Origin of the sequence: Pseudomonas sp. NFACC56-3, assembly GCF_900100025.1 — a bacterium.
GTDB lineage: Bacteria > Pseudomonadota > Gammaproteobacteria > Pseudomonadales > Pseudomonadaceae > Aquipseudomonas > Aquipseudomonas fluorescens_AA.
In genome coordinates, this window is record NZ_FMTK01000011.1 from 1 (window position 1) to 18,765 (window position 18,765).

At 60.6% G+C, this 18,765-nt stretch carries 19 protein-coding genes; 4 read left to right on the forward strand and 15 right to left on the reverse strand.

What is annotated here, in order from left to right:
- Positions 1 to 669: RHS repeat-associated core domain-containing protein (locus tag BLO80_RS16000; protein ID WP_139197013.1), on the forward strand; the 669-nt coding region annotated here is incomplete at its 5' end.
- An 11-nt stretch (positions 670 to 680) separates the two neighbouring features.
- A complete protein-coding gene (locus BLO80_RS16005; protein WP_081015385.1) occupies positions 681 to 1,103 on the forward strand; it encodes a hypothetical protein in 423 nt (140 codons plus the stop codon).
- 258 nt (positions 1,104 to 1,361) lie between these two features.
- Here BLO80_RS16005 and BLO80_RS16010 read toward each other — a convergent pair whose 3' ends face one another.
- Positions 1,362 to 3,149 carry a bifunctional diguanylate cyclase/phosphodiesterase gene (locus BLO80_RS16010; protein ID WP_092328466.1) on the reverse strand — a complete coding sequence of 596 codons (1,788 nt, stop codon included), beginning with the start codon at positions 3,147 to 3,149 and terminating at the stop codon, positions 1,362 to 1,364.
- Between the two features lie 118 nt (positions 3,150 to 3,267).
- Positions 3,268 to 5,346, reverse strand: coding sequence for a carboxy terminal-processing peptidase (locus tag BLO80_RS16015; RefSeq protein ID WP_175459511.1), 2,079 nt, complete (start codon positions 5,344 to 5,346; stop codon positions 3,268 to 3,270).
- A 139-nt stretch (positions 5,347 to 5,485) separates the two neighbouring features.
- Here BLO80_RS16015 and BLO80_RS16020 point away from each other — a divergent pair, with 139 nt between their 5' ends.
- The gene (locus tag BLO80_RS16020) at positions 5,486 to 6,448 is read left to right on the forward strand and encodes a zinc-binding dehydrogenase (RefSeq protein ID WP_092328461.1); all 963 of its coding nucleotides are present in this window, start codon (positions 5,486 to 5,488) and stop codon (positions 6,446 to 6,448) included.
- A 111-nt stretch (positions 6,449 to 6,559) separates the two neighbouring features.
- On the opposite strand, the gene BLO80_RS16025 is transcribed toward BLO80_RS16020, so the two are convergent.
- From BLO80_RS16025 to BLO80_RS16050, 6 genes are all read right to left on the reverse strand, one after another.
- Positions 6,560 to 7,213, reverse strand: coding sequence for an HAD family hydrolase (locus tag BLO80_RS16025; protein WP_092328458.1), 654 nt, complete (start codon positions 7,211 to 7,213; stop codon positions 6,560 to 6,562).
- Between the two features lie 46 nt (positions 7,214 to 7,259).
- Positions 7,260 to 8,249, reverse strand: coding sequence for an ABC transporter ATP-binding protein (locus BLO80_RS16030; RefSeq protein WP_092328456.1), 990 nt, complete (start codon positions 8,247 to 8,249; stop codon positions 7,260 to 7,262).
- A complete protein-coding gene (locus BLO80_RS16035; protein ID WP_060741108.1) occupies positions 8,246 to 9,046 on the reverse strand; it encodes an ABC transporter permease in 801 nt (266 codons plus the stop codon). The genes BLO80_RS16030 and BLO80_RS16035 overlap by 4 nt, the downstream gene beginning before the upstream one ends.
- Positions 9,033 to 9,869: an ABC transporter permease gene (locus BLO80_RS16040; RefSeq protein WP_175459514.1), complete on the reverse strand. Its 837-nt coding sequence runs from the start codon at positions 9,867 to 9,869 to the stop codon at positions 9,033 to 9,035. The genes BLO80_RS16035 and BLO80_RS16040 overlap by 14 nt, the downstream gene beginning before the upstream one ends.
- Positions 9,870 to 9,874: 5 nt before the next feature.
- The gene (locus tag BLO80_RS16045; RefSeq protein WP_092201697.1) at positions 9,875 to 10,681 is read right to left on the reverse strand and encodes an alkaline phosphatase family protein; all 807 of its coding nucleotides are present in this window, start codon (positions 10,679 to 10,681) and stop codon (positions 9,875 to 9,877) included.
- 211 nt (positions 10,682 to 10,892) lie between these two features.
- Positions 10,893 to 11,960: an ABC transporter substrate-binding protein gene (locus tag BLO80_RS16050; protein WP_092201699.1), complete on the reverse strand. Its 1,068-nt coding sequence runs from the start codon at positions 11,958 to 11,960 to the stop codon at positions 10,893 to 10,895.
- Positions 11,961 to 12,309: 349 nt separating this feature from the next.
- On the opposite strand from BLO80_RS16050, the gene BLO80_RS16055 reads away from it, so the two are divergent.
- On the forward strand, positions 12,310 to 13,038 hold the full coding sequence (locus BLO80_RS16055; RefSeq protein ID WP_092328451.1) for a UTRA domain-containing protein: 729 nt from the start codon (positions 12,310 to 12,312) through the stop codon (positions 13,036 to 13,038).
- Between the two features lie 7 nt (positions 13,039 to 13,045).
- Here BLO80_RS16055 and BLO80_RS16060 read toward each other — a convergent pair whose 3' ends face one another.
- The 7 genes from BLO80_RS16060 to minC all read right to left on the reverse strand — a co-directional run bounded on the left by BLO80_RS16060 (position 13,046) and on the right by minC (position 18,743).
- Positions 13,046 to 13,228 (reverse strand): hypothetical protein, encoded by a 183-nt coding sequence (locus BLO80_RS16060; protein WP_092328448.1) that lies wholly within the window; start codon positions 13,226 to 13,228, stop codon positions 13,046 to 13,048.
- Between the two features lie 240 nt (positions 13,229 to 13,468).
- A complete protein-coding gene (locus tag BLO80_RS16065) occupies positions 13,469 to 14,758 on the reverse strand; it encodes a M18 family aminopeptidase (protein WP_092328446.1) in 1,290 nt (429 codons plus the stop codon).
- Between the two features lie 100 nt (positions 14,759 to 14,858).
- A complete protein-coding gene (locus BLO80_RS16070) occupies positions 14,859 to 15,962 on the reverse strand; it encodes a hypothetical protein (protein ID WP_092328443.1) in 1,104 nt (367 codons plus the stop codon).
- Positions 15,963 to 15,999: 37 nt separating this feature from the next.
- The gene (locus BLO80_RS16075; protein WP_018612476.1) at positions 16,000 to 16,635 is read right to left on the reverse strand and encodes an RluA family pseudouridine synthase; all 636 of its coding nucleotides are present in this window, start codon (positions 16,633 to 16,635) and stop codon (positions 16,000 to 16,002) included.
- Positions 16,636 to 16,737: 102 nt separating this feature from the next.
- On the reverse strand, positions 16,738 to 16,992 hold the full coding sequence (gene minE / locus BLO80_RS16080; RefSeq protein ID WP_003179111.1) for a cell division topological specificity factor MinE: 255 nt from the start codon (positions 16,990 to 16,992) through the stop codon (positions 16,738 to 16,740).
- Positions 16,992 to 17,804, reverse strand: coding sequence for a septum site-determining protein MinD (minD, locus tag BLO80_RS16085; protein WP_003179114.1), 813 nt, complete (start codon positions 17,802 to 17,804; stop codon positions 16,992 to 16,994). Before minD ends, minE begins: the two co-directional genes overlap by 1 nt.
- Positions 17,805 to 18,005: 201 nt before the next feature.
- Complete coding sequence (gene minC, locus BLO80_RS16090) at positions 18,006 to 18,743, reverse strand: septum site-determining protein MinC (protein WP_092328440.1); 738 nt, start codon at positions 18,741 to 18,743, stop codon at positions 18,006 to 18,008.
- Positions 18,744 to 18,765 lie beyond the last annotated feature (22 nt).

The window sequence follows — 18,765 nt, forward strand, 5'->3', positions numbered from 1 at the left end:
GGCCTGCACTACAACCGGCACCGCTACTACAATCCCGAGACCGGCCGCTATTTGACGCCTGATCCGAGCAAGTTGGCGGGTGGGCTCAATGGGTATCGCTACACGGTGAACCCGACGGGGTGGGTGGATCCGTTGGGGTTGGTGGATTGTCCGGGGCAGGGTGGGTGTCGGCCGGCGGTTGGGGATCTGGATCCGGCGGCGAAGGTCCAGGTAGATGAGGGTGAGCCGCGGTTGCCAAAGCCAACCGCTGCTGAGTTGGCTGAAAAAGAGGTCAGGCGTTTAGACAGGGAACAAGGCATGCACATGGTTGGTAAGCATAGTCCTGCGGTCCCAGATCAAGTGTGGAAGCAGCGAGCAATTGATGGTACCGATCCCGTTACTGGGAGGACCCCTTCACATAGGAAAGGGAATCCAAGTTCGAGGTTTTACAGTTGGGAGTTACAGTTAAAAGCTTATGAGTTAGCAATTTCAAAGAAAAATAGCGGTCATGTATTACTAACGGATAAAAGCGGAAGCAAATATCTACGGGCGGATTTTCCGGGGGCAGGAGAGGGATATATTCCAAACTCTAGGGATCCAAATAATCCAAAACTGGTAAAAATGAATCGTATAGAAATGAAGTTTGATCGAGATACTGAAATCCCATTTACACTGTATCCAATTAAATAGGGGGCATAAAATTGATTGATCCTAGCACTGGGCAGCCTTACGTACCAACACCTGCATATTTTTTAGGTTGTTTCGATATATACGACCGAGAGGAAACTCTAGGTGAAGAGCTTGAGAAATTTGACCCCAATAACCCCGTAGATCGAGAGGTGTTAATTTTAAATTACTCGCTAACAAAGCGCTGGAAAATTACGTACAGACAAAAATTCCTCCTTTACAAAAGCTTAGGAGATGCCCTGCGAGATAGCAGTTATGACTTTCAGGCCCTATTGGAACATGACTCTCAGACCTGTTCATCGCTCCCTAACGGATGGGATACGATGAAAAATCCTAGAATTTTCTTTGAAGATATATATAAATTCGCAACTGAAGTATGGGCAGACGACCTCCGCAAAGCTGAAGCTGAAGACAGATCTACTTGGGACTACGTGTAGGTACTCTTTGATGGGGGCTAGGCCAGAGGCAAGTAATTGAATTTGCTACTGCTTAATCAACCACCACCAAACCGCTTTTGTGGCGAGGGAGCTTGCTCCCGCTGGGCTGCGAAGCGGCCCCAAAACAGCCTATTCAATCAACCAGGCGAACCGCAGTGCTGTTCAGAAGGGGGCTGCTACGCAGCCCAGCGGGAGCAAGCTCCCTCGCCACAGGGTTTGTGCCAGGCTCTCGGGCCGAGGGCGCCAATGGGAATCCGCTCACACCGACAACCCCAACGCCACCACAGCCTCCCGCTCAGCCAAACCCTCCACCAAATACACACTCCCCCCCAAAATCTCCTTGGCATGGTGCTTGGCCTGGGAAGCCAGCTCAGCCAACTGACTGGCGTCCAATTCCTCACAGGCCTCGGCGCGCAGATGCACCACCCCAATCGACAGCGACAATAACGCGAACTCCTGTCGAATGCCCTGCCGATTCAACGCCGTAAAGCACCCCGCCTCCAGATGTTCAGGCCGATAGAAGCGTCGGCAATGGGTCTGGAAGTCGCTCAGCAATTGGTCCAGGCGTTTGCGCCAGTCTTCCGGGCCGAGGACCAGCAGGAAGTCGTCGCCGCCGATGTGGCCGACGAAGTCGCGGCTGGGGTCGATGCGTTCGTTCAGGCATTGAGCCAGGCACAGCAGGACTTCGTCGCCGCGGCCGTAGCCGTAGATGTCGTTGAAGGGCTTGAAGCTGTCGATGTCCACGTAGCAGATCACCGATTCCTGCCGTTGTTGCAGCAGGCGCGTGAGGCATTGCTGGATCGGGACGTTGCCCGGCAGCAGGGTCAGTGGGTTGGCGTAGCGGGCCTGTTGGATTTTCAGCTCGGTGATGAGCTTGAGCACGTCGATCACCCGGCCCAGGCCCAGGTAGCCGCCGTTGAGGGTGATGATGAAGTCTTCTTCGATGCGCTGTCGGGCGCGGCTGGTGATCAGGCGGCTGACTTGTTGCAGCGATTGGTTCAACTCCACCGCGAGAAAGTCATCGCTCATCAGCCGGCTGATGGGCTTGCGGGCGAACAGGTCGGTGGCGAAGGGTTTGAGCAAAGCGTCGGAGAGTGAATGGCGATGGACGATGCCGCAGGGCTGGTTCTGATTGTCCAGCACGGCCAGGGAGTTGAGGTTGGCCTGGCGCCGAAACGCTTCCAGCACGGTGGCGGTCGGTGTGTTGTGGGCCATCGCCGGTTGTTCGTTGAGCAGCGCACTGAGGTCGTTGATCTCATCGCTCAGCGCCGCCACGCCGCTGTCCTGTCGGGGCATCAGCGCCCTGGCATCGCGTGACGGTTGTTCCTGGGGGCGGGCCAGCAGATAACCCTGGACCAGGTCGACGCCCATTTCGATCAGCACCGCCAGTTCTTCCGGCAGTTCGATTCCCTCGGCAATCACCTGGGCGCGGGAAGCCCGGGCGATTTTCAGGATCGAGCCCACGAACTCGCGCTTGAGGGCGTCCTGATGGATGCCGTCGATGAAATGCCGGTCGATCTTCACATAGTCGGGTCGCAATTCGGACCACAACCGCAGGCTCGAATAACCGGCGCCGAGGTCGTCCAGGGCAATCGAGAAACCCATGGCCCGGTAGTGATGCAGGGCGGTTTGCAGGAGCTGGAAGTCATCGATAGGGGTCTGTTCGGTCAGCTCGATCACCACCTGGCTGGGTGCGATGCCGAAGTCTTGCAGCAATTGCAGCGTGCGTCCCGTCTGGTGCGCGGATTCCAGCAGGGACTCGGGCGAGACGTTGAGAAACAGCTTGCCCGGCAGTTTTTGCTCGTTGAAGCGTTGGCAGGCGCTGCGGCGGCAGGCCAGCTCCAGCTCGCTGAGGCGTCCGGCCTGGCGCGCCACGGAGAGCAGCGCGATGGGCGAGTGCAGCGGGCTGTTGGAAGGGCCGCGGGTCAAGGCTTCATAACCCACGATGCGCCGTTCGGAAAGGCAGATGATCGGTTGGAACAGACTGTGCAAACCGCTTTGAGCCAGGATCGAACTCAAGGCACTCAGCTGTTCTATCGTGGTCATGGCAATCTCTGGCGATAAAAAAAGGACCGGATGCGGGGCACCCAGTCCTGTATTTCACGACAGACTGATGTCAGTTTGATGACACTCCGACGAGCATCACCATTAAATGGCCATCATCTTAGTGCTTGGCGATCGCCGTATTGAGTTTCAGGTAATCCAGCAGGATCCGCCCGGTCTCGCTCAGGTAGGCATCGTCTTCCGGCTTGGTTTTCTCCGGCTCGGTGATCAGGTCTTCGTCTTCTTTCTTCAGCTCTTTGAGTGGTTCTTCGCCCTTGGCCTTGCGACGCAGGTTTTCCATGGCCAGTTGCTTGGCCTCGATGTCGGCATGCTGCGCGCGACGGTCGGCTTCGTTGAGGGTGACGGTTTTCTCCATCATCAACTTCTGCGCCAGGGCCAGCTTGTCGCGGATGAACACGAACTCCGCATCCTGGGCCGAGCGCGCGTCGTGGTCGGACTTGAGTTGGGCCAGGAACGGCTTGAACGGGTCCACGGCCGGTTTGATCGCCGGCCGGATGGTGTCCCACGGCATGGCTTCGGGCAGGGCGCTTTCACCGATTTCCTTGGTGTCGATGATCGACGGGTAATCGATGTCAGGCAGTACGCCCTGGTGCTGGGTGCTCTGGCCGGACACCCGGTAGAACTTCGCCAGGGTCAGTTTCAGCTCGCCGTGGTTGAGCGGCTGGATGGTCTGCACGGTGCCTTTGCCGAAGGTCTGGCCGCCGATGATCAGTGCGCGGTGATAGTCCTGCATGGCGCCGGCGAAAATCTCCGAGGCCGATGCCGACAAGCGGTTGACCAGCAAGGCCATCGGCCCCTTGTAGAACGCGCCCGGGTTTTCGTCTTCCAGCACATCCACTCGGCCATCGGCGTTACGCACGAGCACGGTCGGGCCCTTGTCGATGAACAGGCTGGTCAGCTCGGTGGCTTCCTGCAGGGAACCGCCGCCGTTATTGCGCAAGTCGATGACCACGCCGTCGACCTTTTCCTTCTGCAGTTCGGTCAGCAGCTTCTTGACGTCGCGAGTGGTGCTCTTGTAGTCCGGATCCCCGGCGCGGAAGGCCTTGAAGTCCAGGTAGAAAGCCGGGATCTCGATGATGCCGAGCTTGTAGTCCTTGCCGTCCTGCTTGAGGTTTAGGATCGACTTCTTCGCCGCCTGCTCTTCCAGTTTCACCGCTTCACGGGTGATGGCCACGATTTTGCTGGTCTGGTCGTTCGGCGCGTTGCTGGCCGGGATGACTTCCAGGCGCACCACCGAGCCTTTCGGGCCGCGGATCAGCTTGACCACTTCGTCGAGGCGCCAGCCGACCACGTCGACCATTTCCTTGTTGCCTTGGGCGACACCGATGATCTTGTCCGCCGGGCTGACCTGTTTGGTTTTGTCTGCGGGGCCCGCCGGGACCAGGCGCACGATCTTCACCTGGTCGTTGTCGCTCTGCAGCACGGCACCGATGCCTTCCAGGGACAGGCTCATGTTGATGTCGAAGTTTTCCGCGTTATCCGGCGACAGATAGTTGGTGTGCGGGTCGTAGGACATGGCAAAGGTGTTGATGTATGCCTGGAAAATATCCTCGGCGCGGGTCTGGTCCAGGCGCGCCAATTGGTTCTTGTAGCGCTTGGTCAGGGTTTCCTGGATCTGCTTGGGATCCTTGCCGGCGATCTTCATGCGCAGCACTTCGTCCTTGACGCGCTTGCGCCACAGGTCATCGAGTTCGGCTGTGCTTTTGAGCCAAGGGGCGTCCTTGCGGTCGACTTGCAAGGTTTCCTTGGTATTGAAATCGATTTTGTCGACGCCCTTGTTCAGCTCGGCAAGGGCGTAGTCCAGACGCGCCTTCACGCGGTCCAGGTAGCGCTTGTAGATGGTGAACCCGGCGTTCAGGTCGCCGCTCTTGAGGAAATCGTCGAACTGGGTTTTCCACTTGTCGAATTCGGCGATGTCGCTGGCCAGGAAATAACTGCGCGATGGATCGAGCAGCTTCAAATAGCTGTCATAGATGATGACCGAGCGCGCGTCATCGAGCGGCGGCTTGCTGTAGTGATGGCGCTTGAGCAATTCGACGACATTAAGGCTGGCAATCACTTCGTCGCGATCGGGCTGAAGCTTGTCCCAGCTGTTGGCTGCGAACGTATCGTTCGACAACGGTAACAGGCCGAGGCCAATGACGAGCGCGAGGGCGGTGCTGGGGAATAGGTGCTTCATGCTGATTCGACGCAGGGACAATTGATAACGCATATTAGGCCGTCTTTGAAGTCGCCGGTTCCATGTGGCCCGGGCGCATAATGCAAGAAAGCCCGGCGTTGAAGCAGCGGGCCCAGTCGAGACTCACTATGGAGGCACCGTGAAAGCATTGCAAGGCGTTGAAGGCCAAGTGGTATGGGCAGATGAGCCGAGCCCGACGTGTGATGTGGGGCAAGTTCGCATCCGTGTGGCGGCCGCCGGCCTGAATCGGGCCGATTTGTTACAAAAAGCCGGGCTTTACCCGCCGCCACCCGGCGCCAGCCAGGTATTGGGGCTGGAGTGTTCCGGGGTGATCAGCGAGGTCGGGCCGGGCTCGTCCTGGCAGGTGGGCGACCGCGTTTGCGCGTTGCTGGCCGGCGGTGGAATGGCCGAGGAGGTGGTGGTCGATGGTCGCCATGTGCTGCCGGTGCCCGAAGGCCTGTCCTTGGCTGAAGCGGCCGCGCTGCCTGAGGTCTACAGCACCGCGTGGCTGAATCTGTTCCAGCTGGCGGCGCTCAAACCGGGCGAGAAAGTGCTGCTGCACGCCGGGGCCAGCGGTGTCGGTTCGGCCGCGATCCAGCTGTGCAAGGCGTTCGGCAACCCATGCTGGGTCAGTGTCGGTTCGACCGAGCGGCTGTCCTATTGCGAGGCCCTGGGCGCCCAGGGCGGCGTGGTACGCACCGATGGCCTGGAGAGTTTGAACGACCTCGGTCCCTTCGACGTGATCCTCGATCCGGTGGGTGGCAGCTACGCCAAACTCAACGTGAAACTTTTGTCAGTTGACGGCCGTTGGGTGTTGATCGGCCTGATGGGCGGGCGCTCGACCGAGCTCGATCTGGCCCAGGTGCTGGGCAAGCGTATCCAACTGCTCGGCTCGACCCTGCGCAGCCGTGATGAGCAATTCAAGGCCGACCTGATCAGCGAGCTGGGGCAACAGGTGTGGCCGCTGTTTGCCGACAAGCGCCTGAGCCCGCAGTTGGCCCGGACCTTCGCGATCAAGGACGCCGAGGCGGCGTTCGCGGAGTTGGCGACCAACCAGGTGTCGGGCAAGTTGGTGTTGCTGATCGACGAGAGCCTGAGCTGATTCTGCGCAGACCTGTGGGAGCGAGCTTGCTCGCGATAGCGGTGTGACATCAATCAAGTTGTTGAGTGTGCGACCGCCATCGCGAGCAAGCTCGCTCCCACACGGGGCTGCTTATTTCCAACTATGGATTGGCCACCCGGCCGATTCGGCATGGGCCTTCAACACCGGGTCCGGGTTCACCACGTGCGGGTGATCGACCTTGAGCAACAACGGCAGGTCGTTGCGCGAGTCGGAATAGAAACTCGCGCCCTCCAGGTTCTCCTCCTCGGCATCCAGCCAATCCAGCAGCCGTGTGATCTTGCCTTCGCGGTAGGTCAGGGTCCCCACGGTCTTGCCGCTGTACACACCATGGGCCACTTCAAGCTCGATCGCCAGGATCTCATCGATGCCCAGGCGTTCGGCAATCGGCTTGACCAGATGCGTGCCGGAGGCCGAAATCACCAGGATCCGGTCGCCGGCCTTGCGGTGTTCGGCGATGGTCCTGGTGGCGTCGCTAAAGATGATCGGTTCGATGAAGTCTTCCACCCACGGCGCCACCAGGTGCTCGATTTCTTCCGGTGTGCGGCCGATCATCGGTTCCAGGCTGAAGTCCATGTACTCTTCCATGCTCAGCTTGCCGTGGCTGTAGGCGTCCATCAGCTCGTTGTTGCGCCGCATGAACGACTCGGGATCGACCCAGCCCAGGCGACCCATCTGTTCACTCCAGAGGGTGGCGCAGTCGCCGTGGATCAGGGTTTCGTCCAGATCAAAAATTGCCAGGGCCATCAGCGTGTTTCCCTTTTCAAGATCAGCTTCAAAATCAACAAAGCCATCAGGCTACCTCACACAGCGCCGATGGATCGATGGAAAGTGCCAACCGTGCGCCATCGGGGTGCAGGTCGGCGGCCGAGCGGTTGAGCACATCCACCACCAATTCCACGCCACGGGCCTCGACCCGGTAGCGGATGACATTGCCCAGCAGGCTGTGGCTGCGGATCAGCGCATCGGCCTGGCCGTTGCGGCTCAGCTCGATGGCCTCCGGGCGGATGGCGATGCGACCGTTCACCGGCCGCTGCAGCAGTTTGCTCGCGCTGTCGGCGTCCAGCAGGTTGTAGTTGCCGATGAAGCCGGCGGCAAAGACATCGACAGGCGCAGTGTAAAGGGTTTCGGCATCGCCGCTTTGTACGATCTTTCCCTGGTTCATCAGGAAAATCCGGTCAGACATGGTCAGGGCTTCTTCCTGGTCATGTGTGACGAAAATGGTGGTCAGGCCCAACTCACGCTGGATCTGTCGGATCTGTTCACGCAAGTGCTTGCGAATCCGCGCATCCAGGGCTGACAGCGGCTCGTCCAGCAGCAACAGGCGCGGCCGGGTGACCAGGGAGCGGGCGAGGGCGACACGCTGGCATTGGCCGCCGGAGAGTTGATGGGGATAGCGGGCGGCGAAATCGTGCAGCTCCACCAGGCGCAGGATCTCCAGCACGCGCTGGCGACTGTCCGAGGCGTCGACCTTTTGCATGCGCAGGCCGAAGGCGACGTTTTGCTCCACGGTCATGTTCGGGAACAGGGCGTAGCTCTGGAAGACCATGCCGATGCCGCGTTTCTGAGGACTCAGCGGGACGATGTCCTGTCCGTCGAGGATGATCTGGCCGGCATCCACCGCGGTCAGGCCGGCAATGCAGCGCAACAGCGTGGATTTGCCGCAACCGGAAGGGCCGAGCAGGGTGACGAATTCGCCCTTGGCGATCTCGCAGTTGATGTCGCTGAACACCGGGGTGCCGGCATAGCTTTTTTGCAGGTGTTGGACGCTGACGTAGCTCATTGGCTTTTGTCCTTGTTCAAGATATTGGCCGCCCAGGTCAGGACCAGTACGAAGAAGAAATAGGAGATCACCAGCGCACTGGTGAAGTGGCCGCTGCTGTTGCGCATGTTGTTCAGGTAGACCTGCAGGGTTTCATAGCGGGTACCGACCAGGATGTTGGCAAACACGAATTCGCCGAACAGGAACGAGAAGGACAGCAGCAGCGCCACCATCAGCCCCTTGCGCAGGTTCGGCAGCACCACCAGGAACGCGGCCTGGAAAGTGCTGGCACCAAGCAGTTGGGCGGCGTCCATCAGGTCGCGCAGGTTGATGGCCTGCAGGTTGTTGGTGATCGCCCGGTACATGAACGGCAGGGCGACGGTGAAGTAGCAACCGATCAGGATCCACGGCGTACCGACCATCGCCAGCGGCCCGGAGCCATAGAGTTGCAGCAGCCCCACCGACGACACCACGGGCGGCACTGCGAACGGCAGCAGGATGAGAATGTTCATCAGTGCGTCGAGTTTGGGGAAGTGGTAATGCACCACGAACAGCAACGGCAGGATCAACACCACCGAGAGCACCAGCGCCCCGACACAGACCAGCAACGATTGACCGAAGGCGTGGAGAAAGCGCGGATCGCTCCACAACTGCACATACCATTTGAAGGTGAAGCCGCTGGGTAGCACGGTGGCCGACCAACTGCTGGCGATGGAGTAGACCAGCGTGCCGGCCAGGGGCAGCAGCAGGATGGCGAACAGCAGGTACACCACTGCCCGATGATAGAGCCCGACGGAGCCCGGTTCAGCGCGAGACATGGTAGCTCCTCCTGAGCAGCAACTGATGGACGATGGTCACCACGGTCATCAACGCCACCAGCACCACGGCCAGGGCACTGGCCAGGTTCGGGTCGAGGGAAATGTCGCCGGAGACCATGGCGGCGATGCGGATCGGCAGTACGTTGAAGTTACCGGTGGTCAACGCGTAGACCGTGGCGTAGGCGCCGAGGGCGTTGGCCAGCAGGATCACGAAGGTGCCCAGCAGCGCCGGGGTCAGCACTGGCAAGCCGATGTGCCGCCAGAACTGCCAGCCGCTGGCGCCGAGCAACTCGGCGGATTCGCGCCAGTCTTCGCGCAGGGCGTCGAAGGCCGGGTAGAGCAGCAGCACGCCCAGGGGAATCTGGAAGTAGGTGTAGAGAATGATCAGCCCGGTTTTCGAATACAGGTTGAAATCCTCGATGATTCCCGCCTGCTTGAGCATGATCGTGATGCTGCCGTTGAACCCCAGCAAAATGATGAAGGCGAAGGCCAGGGGCACGCCGGCGAAGTTGCTGGTCATGTTGGCGAAGGCATTGACGAAGTTGCGCAGCCGCGAATCCACACGGCGCAATGAGTAGCTGCCGAGCACGGCGATGACGATGCCGAACACACTGGACCAGAAGCTGATCTCCAGACTGTGCTGGATGGCTTGCAGGTAGAACTTGGAACTGAAGATCTTGCTGAAGTTGGCCAGGCCCCAGCCGAACTCTTCCGATTCCAGACTGTTGACCAGCACCCAGAGCAGCGGGGCGATCTGGAACACGGTGAAGAAAATCGCGAAGGGCACCAGGCACAACGCTGCCAGCCATTTGCCGCGCGTCATGGCGTTCACTTGAGTAACTCCTGGCAATAGGGTTTGTCGTGGTCGACGCCGAGCAATTGGCAAATGGTGCCGCACAGCTCGGTCTGCCTCGGCGTGGCAGCGGGATCGAAACTGAAGCTGTCACCCAGGACGAACAGCGGCACTTCCCGTTCTTCGGCCAGCAGGCCGTTGTGGGAGCGGTCGTTGTTCATGCCGTGGTCGGAGGTCACCAGCACCTGGTAACCGGCGTCGAGCCAGGCTTGCAGGTAGACCGCCAGGTTGATGTCGGCCGAGCGGGCACTGTTGCGGTATTGCGGGGTGTCGAGGCCGTGCTTGTGGCCAGCGTCGTCGATGTTCATCGGGTGCACCAGCAGGAAGTTCGGCAAGTAGCGCTGGCGCAGGTGTTCGGCGTCGGCGAACAGATGGGAATCGGGGTAGTGGTCATTCCAGTAGAAATGCCCGTATTGAATCGGCAGGTCGGGGTTGTCGGTGTGACGGTCGCGACCGGCCACGAAGGGCGAGGCGTTGTAGAGCTCGCTGACCCAGTGGTACGCCGCTGCCGCTGTGCTCAGGCCGGCCTGGGTGGCGTAGTGGAATATGCTGCGCTGGTTCGACAGGCGCGTGACGTTGTTGTGCACAATCCCGCTGTCGATGGGCACGACCCCGGTGAGGATGCATTCGTAGAGTGGGCGGGACAGGGCGGGCAACTCACATTCCAGTGTGTAGAGGGCCGCGCGTCCTGCGCCGACGTAAGCCTGCAAATGCCCCATGGCATGCCGGGCGACCTCATGGTTGAGACCGTCGAGCACCACCAGGATGACGTTGTGCTTCATGGGTACCAGGACTCCGGATGGACACCAGAAAACTCGGACTCACCGCAGATCCAATGGGGAGCGAGCTTCTGTGGGAGCGAGCTTGCTCGCGATGAAGGCGACACGGTTCAACAGCAATACCGTGTCATCGTTTATCGCGAGCAAGCTCGCTCCCACAGGGCCTGCCCCCACAATTGGATTGCCAGTGGATATCCGGACGGGAGCTACCGCCTTACTTCATCTCGACGATGACTTGTTCATTCCACGTCTGCGGCAGTGCCTTGGACGTCTTCTCCCACGCATCCGCATCCTTGATCGGGGTCACGCCTTTGTATTGCTCGTTCGGCAGCAGCTTGGCCTGGACCTCTTCCGGCAGTTTCAGGTGCTCGGCGCGGATCGGACGGGCGTTGCCCTTGGCCAGGTTGATCTGGCCGGCGTCGCTGAAGATGTACTCGCGGGCCAGCTTGGCGGCGTTCGGGTGCTTGGCGTATTTGTTGATGATGGTGGTGTAGCCGGAGATGACCGAGCCGTCGGACGGAATCAGCACGACGTAGTCATCCGGGTTGGCCATCTTGGCCTTGTAGCTCAGGCCGTTGAAGTCCCAGACCACACCGACTTCGACTTCACCTTTTTCCATCGTGGCGATGGTCGGGTTGGCCATGGACAGACGCCCTTGCTTGGCGATTTCGGCAAACATCAACAGGGCCGGCTGGAGGTTTTTCTCATCGCCGCCGTTGGCCAGGGCCGCCGCCAGCACGCCGTTGGCGGCCTGGGCCGCGGTGCTCACGTCGCCGATGGAGACTTTGTACTTGCCGGTCTTCAGGTCAGCCCATTTGGTCGGCACTTCGGAACCGTGCAGCAGCTTCTTGTTGACGATGAAGGCGATGGTGCCGGTGTAGGCCAATGCCCAGTTGCCGTCCTTGTCCTTGGCCCAGGCGGGCACTTGTTCCCAGGTGCTTGGCTTGTAGGGCTGGACCACGCCCTGCTTGACCGCGATCGGGCCGAACGCCGCCCCGACGTCGCCGATGTCGGCGCTGGCATTGTCTTTTTCGGCGGCGAACTTGGCGATTTCCTGGGCCGAGCTCATGTCGGTGTCGATGTGTTTCAAGCCGTAGACCTTGGCCAGGTCGTCCCAGGTGCCTTTCCAGTTTGCCCAGTCATCGGGCATGCCGACACTGTTGACGGCGCCTTCCGCTTTCGCAGCGGCTTCCAACGTTTTCAGATCGGTGTCAGCGGCCATGGCGGCGGTGCACATGGCAATGGTCGAGCCTAACAGTGATGCCAGGAAAAGCTGTTTCATCCGAAGCTCCTATGGGCGTTTTCAACGCTGCGATTGCGGTTGTGTTGGTCTAGGTCAGCAATACCTGAGCCAATGTAGGCGAGCCCTGTGACATTTTGATGTCGGTGTCGGGGGCTCTAGGAAATACCCGGCTCGTGGAGGCTGGCTGCGAATTAAGCGTAGACCATGGTTAAACAGCTGATCTGAAAGGACTTGGCCGTTAATTTGCACGCTGAAACAACGACCGTTCGGCGACTCTGTCATCTGCCAGTCATGTGCAGTGCCTAGGCTTGCTGGACCCAGAAGCGGATCGATGAACCGTCGATCCTGCCCCGAAACAGTGCTGGTCTAGTCCAGATAGGTAACGTTGATGCGCATCGATGCAACCAAAGCGGTGACAGCCATCGGACAGGTCCTGCAAGAGCAACTCGACCACGGGTTGCTGGCGCCCGGCAGCAAGTTGCCGGCCGAGCGCAAGCTCAGTGAATTGTTCGGGACCACGCGGATTACCGTGCGCGAGGCGTTGTTGCAGCTCGAAGCCCAGGGGCAGATCTATCGGGAGGAGCGCCGGGGCTGGTTCGTCTCACCGCCGCGTCTGGCCTACAACCTGATGCAGCGTAGCCATTTCCACGCCATGGTGGCGGCCCAGGGGCGTGTGCCTTCTACCCAAGTGATCTCGGCGCGCCTGCAACCGGCTTCGGCGGCCGTGTGTGCCTGGTTGCAACTGCCGGCGCTGTCCAGCGTGATCCAGATCTGCCGCGTGCGCCGTATCGACGAGCGCCTGGTGCTGTACGTCGAACACTACCTGAACCCGCAGTATTTTCCGGACATCCTCAAGTTCGATCTCAACCAGTCCATCACCGAGTTGTACGCCCGCCATTACGACCTGCACTACGGCCGGGTGAAGTTCGAAATCGTGCCCACCTCTTTACAGCCGGAAGCGGCAGCGGCGTTGAGGGTTTCGGTGGGCAGCCCCGGGCTTCGCATCGCACGGGTCAACTATGACCAGCACCAGCGGCTGATCGACTGCGACCTGGAGTTCTGGCGACACGACGCGATCCATGTCGGGGTGGATGTGCCCGAGCAACCGCCCGCTTGAGGTGAACTCAGGCTGACTCGTTGAGCTTGGCCAGGATCCTGAATAACACCGTGGCGAGGATCAGCAACATGCCGATCCACATGGCGAAGACCCCGACGTTCTTGTCACGGAAGTTGAAGCCGATGGCCAGCAGGATCATGCCGGCGATGATGGGGACCAGCATGGTGTTGAACGAAGACATGGGAACCATGGAGACGGCCTTGTCAGGGGGGGATAAGGCCAGTCTAGTTGGGGTTTTTCCGGATTGTGATGATGTGTGTCACATCACCCGCGATCCTGAGGCGAACACGGTTGTGGCGAGGGAGCTTGCTCCCGCTCCAGTGCGCAGCACTGGCAAATCTGCATTCAACCGCAGTTTTGGGGCTGCTGCGCAGCCCAGCGGGAGCAAGCTCCCTCGCCACATGGGGCCATCCAAACAGGGGAGTAGCGGCTAGGGCAACTCGCGAGAAGCGTAGAACGCGCTCAGCACTTTCACCAGGTGCGCCAGGTCATGGCTGCCGCACAGTTCGCGGATCGAATGCATGGCGAAGGTCGGCAGGCCGATGTCCACGGTGCGCACGCCCAGCTGGCTGGCGGTGATCGGGCCGATGGTCGAGCCGCAACCCATGTCGCTGCGCACCACGAAGCTCTGCACCGGCACTTCTTCGGCCATGCACAGGTGACGGAAGAACCCGGCGGTTTCGCTGTTGGTGGCGTAGCGCTGGTTACTGTTGACCTTGATCACCGGACCGGCGTTGAGCTTGGGGCCGTGATTGGCGTCGTGCTTGTCGGCATAGTTGGGGTGCACGCCGTGGGCGTTGTCCGCCGACACCAGCAGGGATTTCTGGATGGTGCGGACGAATTCTTCACCTTCAGGCAGCAGGCGACGTAGGGTTTGTTCCAGCATCGGGCCGTCGGCGCCACAGGCCGAGCACGAGCCAACCTCTTCGTGATCGTTGCACACCAGTACGCATGTTTCTTCGGTGTCGGCGTTCAGCAAGGCTTGCAGGCCGGCATAGCACGACAGCAGGTTGTCCAGGCGCGCGCCGGCAATGAAGTCGCCGTGCAGGCCAATGATCGCGGCGCTTTGGGTGTCGTAGAAACTCAACTCGTAATCGAGCACCACGTCGGCATTCAGGCCGTGTTCGCGGGCCAGTTGATCGGTGAGCACGGCACGGAAGTCGACACGCTCGTCACCGGCGAACTGGGCGAGGATCGGCGGCAGTTCGTTCTGCGGGTTGATGGCCCAGCCCTGGTTGGCTTCGCGATTGAGGTGGATGGCCAGGTTCGGAATCGTGGCGATCGGCGCCTTGAAATCGATCAACTGGCTTTCGACCTTGCCATCGCGGCGGAAGGTCACGCGCCCGGCCAGGGACAGGTCGCGGTCGAACCACGGCGCCAGCAGCGCGCCGCCGTAGACTTCCACGCCCAACTGCCAGAACCCGTGGCGTTGCAGCTCCGGCTGTGGCTTGACCCGCAGGCAAGGGCTGTCGGTGTGGGCGCCGACCAGGCGAGTGCCGTCGTGCAGCGGTGAGTTGCGGCCGAGCTTGAAGGCGATGATCGAGGAGTCGTTGCGCGTGACGTAGTAGCGACCGTTGGCCTCGGTGGCCCAGGTCTCGCGTTCGTCAAGACGCTGATAGCCGGCCGCCTCCAGGCGCTGGGCCAGGCTGGCGGTGGCATGGAACGGGGTAGGGGAGGCCTTGAGGAAGTCGATCAGGCCTTGGTTCAACTCTGCGCGCATAAGTCACTCCAGACAGCGATGGGCGGGAGTTTACCCCATCGACCGCCTGCGTTGCAGGCCCAATCCCCCGTCGCGGATTGTTCCACGGCCCCGCCATCGATCAGCCCGAGGCCGTGATCCGCTTGCGCAAGTGCGCCATGATCAGCGGCTTGTCCTGTGCCTTGGACGGTTCAGGCAGGTGCCGCGGCCAGTGCTCCAGTTGGCCGAACAGCTGTTGCTGGTGCTTCGGGTCCAGGCGAAGGATCTCCCGCGATGCCGAATCCCACCAATGGTGCCGGCAGAGGTTGTAGTAAGGATGCTCCGGTGCCGCACTGCCATACAGCAGGTCGCGGCCGATCCTGTGCAAGGGGCCGCTGTGATTGCGCAACTTCCATTTGATCTTCAGCCGCCGCCAGGCCGACGGGAAAGGCCGGGTGCGCGGAACGTCGTGGCAACGCTCCACCAACTGCGCGTTGAACGCCTCGCCGTGCTGGGCAAAGAAGTGCGCTTGCATGGTGTGGAAGAAGCGCTTCTCGGCGAAGTAGTGATAGACGTGCTTGTTGGTTTCGCTGATGGCCTGGTTGCGCAAGGCGAATGAAATCGCGATCTGTTCGATGGTGTGGATGTCGAAGCCACCTTCGGTCCATTCATCGATCAGCCCGACGGCCTGGGCCAGCAGCGCCCCGTCTTTGTCAGTCACACCGCATAACCCGCTGTTGTAGAGCTTGAAACTGTTGTCCGGGGTGATGCCGTGGGCGCGCAGGTGCGTGCCCAGCTTGAGGTAATCCTCGCGCTTGCAGACATAGTCCCAGTGGTATTCGAAGCTGTCCATCAGGTACTGCCCTGGCTGGATTTGCTTGAACAGTAGGTCGGGGTCGGAGAGGAACAGCGTGTCGGTGTCGACGAACAGGGTCTTCTCCGCCAGCGTCAGACCGGCCGCGATGGCACAGGCCTTGCGCCGGTGAATGTAACCGTTGTTGCCTTGCCACTCGGCCAGCAACCGCGGGCTCAGCGCGAGGGTTTCGACCGGCCAGCCGCGATAATCCTCAGGCCGGTCGGTCAGGATCCTGATGCTGGGCAGGGTCGCCGGATTGCCGTGGGCCAGGGCGGTGAGGATGCTGAACTTGGCTTCGTGGCGATAAGCGTCCTTGTCGCCGTAGATCAGGTAGAGCAATTGGTGGCGGACTTTTTTGACGGGTGTTTCCAGAAAATCAATAACTTGCATGCCAAGCCTTTATCGGATGAAGCCATTTTCAACGGATCTAGAACGGTGCCGGGCACTCGAAGCGCAAGCGCTCGCCGCTTTGCGGATGGGTGAAGCTCAGCATGCTGGCGTGCAGGCACAGGCGTGGCCAGGCGGCGAGGGCCTGCGGGTGGGCGTAGAGCCCGTCGCCCAGCAGCGGGTGACCGATGGACAGCATGTGTACGCGCAATTGGTGCGAGCGCCCGGTGATCGGCGTCAGCTCGACCCGGCACCAGTCGCCGCAACGTTCCAGTACGCGCCAGAAGGTCAGGGCGTGTTTGCCCTGTTCATGGTCCACCACATGCCGGGGTTTGGTCGGCGGGTCGTAGCGCAAGGGCAGGTCGATGCTGCCACTGTCCAGCTCCGGTTGGCCCCAGCACAACGCCGTGTAGGCTTTTTCGGTTTCGCGATCATGAAATTGCCGGGACAGTTCGCGATGAGTGTCCGGGTCACGGGCCAAGAGGATGATGCCGGAGGTTTCCCAGTCCAGTCGGTGCACGATTCGCGCTTCCGGATAGCCGTTTTCCTGCAGGCGGGTGATCAGGCAATCTTTGTTGTCGTCGGCCCGGCCGGGCACGGAAAGCAACAGGGTCGGCTTGTCGACCACCAGGACAGCGGCGTCCTGATGAATGATGCGGATGTTGGACAGGGGCATTGAAAACAGTCTCGTTACAAACGCCAACGGCGGCTCGGGTCCTTCTCAAACCCAAGGGTGGGAGGAGAAGGACCCGAGCCGCCGTGGCTCCCGCCGGGGCGATCAGCGATCCGGCAGGGTGATATTGAGTTCCAGGATCGAGCAGCTGCCCTGGCTTTCCAGCGCCACATGCACGTCATCGCTACCGATGTTGACGTATTTGCGGATCACTTCCACCAGTTCCTTCTGCAAGGCTGGCAGGTAGTCAGGGGTGCTGCGTTGGCCGCGTTCGTGCGCCACGATGATCTGTAGACGCTCTTTCGCGACCGAGGCGGTACTGGGCTTTTTGTTGGCACGAAAGAAGTCAAAAAGGTTCATTACCTACCTCCAAACAGGCGCTCGAAGAAACCTTTCTTCGTTACATCGAGGAAACGATGCTCCACGGTCTTGCCCAGCAGGCGATCAACGGCATCGCTGTACGCCTGGCCGGCGTCGCTCTGGTCGTCGAGAATCACCGGCACGCCGGAGTTGGAAGCCTTGAGTACCGCTTGGGATTCCGGAATGACACCCAGCAGGGTGACCGCGAGAATTTCCTTGACGTCTTCGACGCCCAGCATCTCGCCATCGCTGACCCGTTGCGGGTTGTAGCGGGTCAGCAGCAGGTGTTCCTTGATCGGCTCTTCGCCCTTTTCGGCGCGGCGGGATTTGCTCGCCAGCAGGCCCAGCATACGGTCGGAGTCACGGACCGACGACACTTCCGGGTTGGTCACGACAATCGCTTCGTCGGCGAAGTACATGGCCAGGTGGGCACCTTTCTCGATACCGGCCGGGGAGTCGCAGACCACGAACTCGAAGTCTTCCTTGAGTTGCATCAGGACTTTTTCCACGCCTTCCTGGGTCAGCGCGTCTTTGTCGCGGGTCTGGCTGGCGGCCAGCACGTAGAGGTTCTCAAGGCGCTTGTCCTTGATCAGAGCCTGTTGCAGGTTCGCTTCGCCGTTGACCACGTTGACGAAGTCGTAGACCACGCGACGCTCGCAACCCATGATCAGGTCCAGGTTACGCAAACCGACGTCGAAGTCGACGATGACTGTCTTGTGGCCGCGCAGAGCGAGGCCGGTACCGATAGCGGCGCTGGTGGTGGTCTTACCCACACCACCCTTGCCGGATGTAACCACGAGAATCTTGGCCAAGGTGTTTCACCCCTAAGGAAAAAGGGACTTTGTCAGCCCCTGAAAAACATCTCTGGAAAACCGTTGCAATTGGACAGGCTTGGCTGGAATCGGCTGTCGGGCGGGGTCTACCTCCGGTAAACACTGCCAGATCCTTTTTCCTACGTCGTTTAAGCCGTTTTCGCTCGTTTTAGAGATGCTTGGAAAATGCGGCAGTATCCGTTAAAGCCGAATGATGTTCAACACGTCGCCCGACAGGCTGATCTGAACGCCGGCCCCCCACAACGGGTCGCGACGCAAATCCTCGGAGACCTTGTACTGCCCGGCGATGGAAACCAGCTCAGCGCTCAATTGCTGACAGAAGATCCTGGCTTTGGTATCACCCTTGACGCCGGCCAGCGCTCGACCGCGCATCGGGCCGTATACATGGATGTTGCCATCGGCCAGAAGTTCCGCCCCCGGGCTGACCGACGACACGATGACCAGATCGCCACCCTGGGCATAAATCTGCTGCCCGCCGCGCACCGGCGAGGTGATGACCCGCGTTGGCTTGATGGTGGGCTCCGGTGGTTTTTCCGGGGCTTTCTTCGCTTCGGCCGGGCTCAGTTCCAGCACCCGTTCCCGGGCGCCGGACGGCGGTAGCACGGGAATGTCCACGGCGATGGCGGCGGCGATGTCTTCGATGCGGCTGGCGCGGATCGCCAGGGTGCGCAGACCGTGCTGGCGGCAAATGCGCATCAGGCCTGGCAGATCCACTGAGCCTTCGCCAGCCGGCAGCTTGTCCAGGGCCAGCACCAGGGGAGCATTGCTGAAGAAGTTCGGGGCCTGGGCGACTTTCGCCGCCAGTTGCCGGTCAAGGCTCTCCAGGTCGTTGCGGGCCAGTTCCAGCACCGTAATGGCGAGCATGCTGCCCTTCAGCTGGAACACGGGATCTTGGTCTAGCGGTTCGGTTTGGCTCATGGTCGGCGTACAACGGCTTGTC

Coding starts and splice junctions, on each gene's coding strand:
- BLO80_RS16010 (WP_092328466.1), bottom strand. CDS start 3,149: ATGACCACGATAGAACAGCTGAGTGCCTTGAGTTCGATCCTGGCTCAA.
- BLO80_RS16015 (WP_175459511.1), bottom strand. CDS start 5,346: ATGAAGCACCTATTCCCCAGCACCGCCCTCGCGCTCGTCATTGGCCTC.
- BLO80_RS16025 (WP_092328458.1), bottom strand. CDS start 7,213: ATGGCCCTGGCAATTTTTGATCTGGACGAAACCCTGATCCACGGCGAC.
- BLO80_RS16030 (WP_092328456.1), bottom strand. CDS start 8,249: ATGAGCTACGTCAGCGTCCAACACCTGCAAAAAAGCTATGCCGGCACC.
- BLO80_RS16035 (WP_060741108.1), bottom strand. CDS start 9,046: ATGTCTCGCGCTGAACCGGGCTCCGTCGGGCTCTATCATCGGGCAGTG.
- BLO80_RS16040 (WP_175459514.1), bottom strand. CDS start 9,869: ATGACGCGCGGCAAATGGCTGGCAGCGTTGTGCCTGGTGCCCTTCGCG.
- BLO80_RS16045 (WP_092201697.1), bottom strand. CDS start 10,681: ATGAAGCACAACGTCATCCTGGTGGTGCTCGACGGTCTCAACCATGAG.
- BLO80_RS16050 (WP_092201699.1), bottom strand. CDS start 11,960: ATGAAACAGCTTTTCCTGGCATCACTGTTAGGCTCGACCATTGCCATG.
- BLO80_RS16055 (WP_092328451.1), top strand. CDS start 12,310: ATGCGCATCGATGCAACCAAAGCGGTGACAGCCATCGGACAGGTCCTG.
- BLO80_RS16060 (WP_092328448.1), bottom strand. CDS start 13,228: ATGGTTCCCATGTCTTCGTTCAACACCATGCTGGTCCCCATCATCGCC.
- BLO80_RS16065 (WP_092328446.1), bottom strand. CDS start 14,758: ATGCGCGCAGAGTTGAACCAAGGCCTGATCGACTTCCTCAAGGCCTCC.
- BLO80_RS16070 (WP_092328443.1), bottom strand. CDS start 15,962: ATGCAAGTTATTGATTTTCTGGAAACACCCGTCAAAAAAGTCCGCCAC.
- BLO80_RS16075 (WP_018612476.1), bottom strand. CDS start 16,635: ATGCCCCTGTCCAACATCCGCATCATTCATCAGGACGCCGCTGTCCTG.
- minE (WP_003179111.1), bottom strand. CDS start 16,992: ATGAACCTTTTTGACTTCTTTCGTGCCAACAAAAAGCCCAGTACCGCC.
- minC (WP_092328440.1), bottom strand. CDS start 18,743: ATGAGCCAAACCGAACCGCTAGACCAAGATCCCGTGTTCCAGCTGAAG.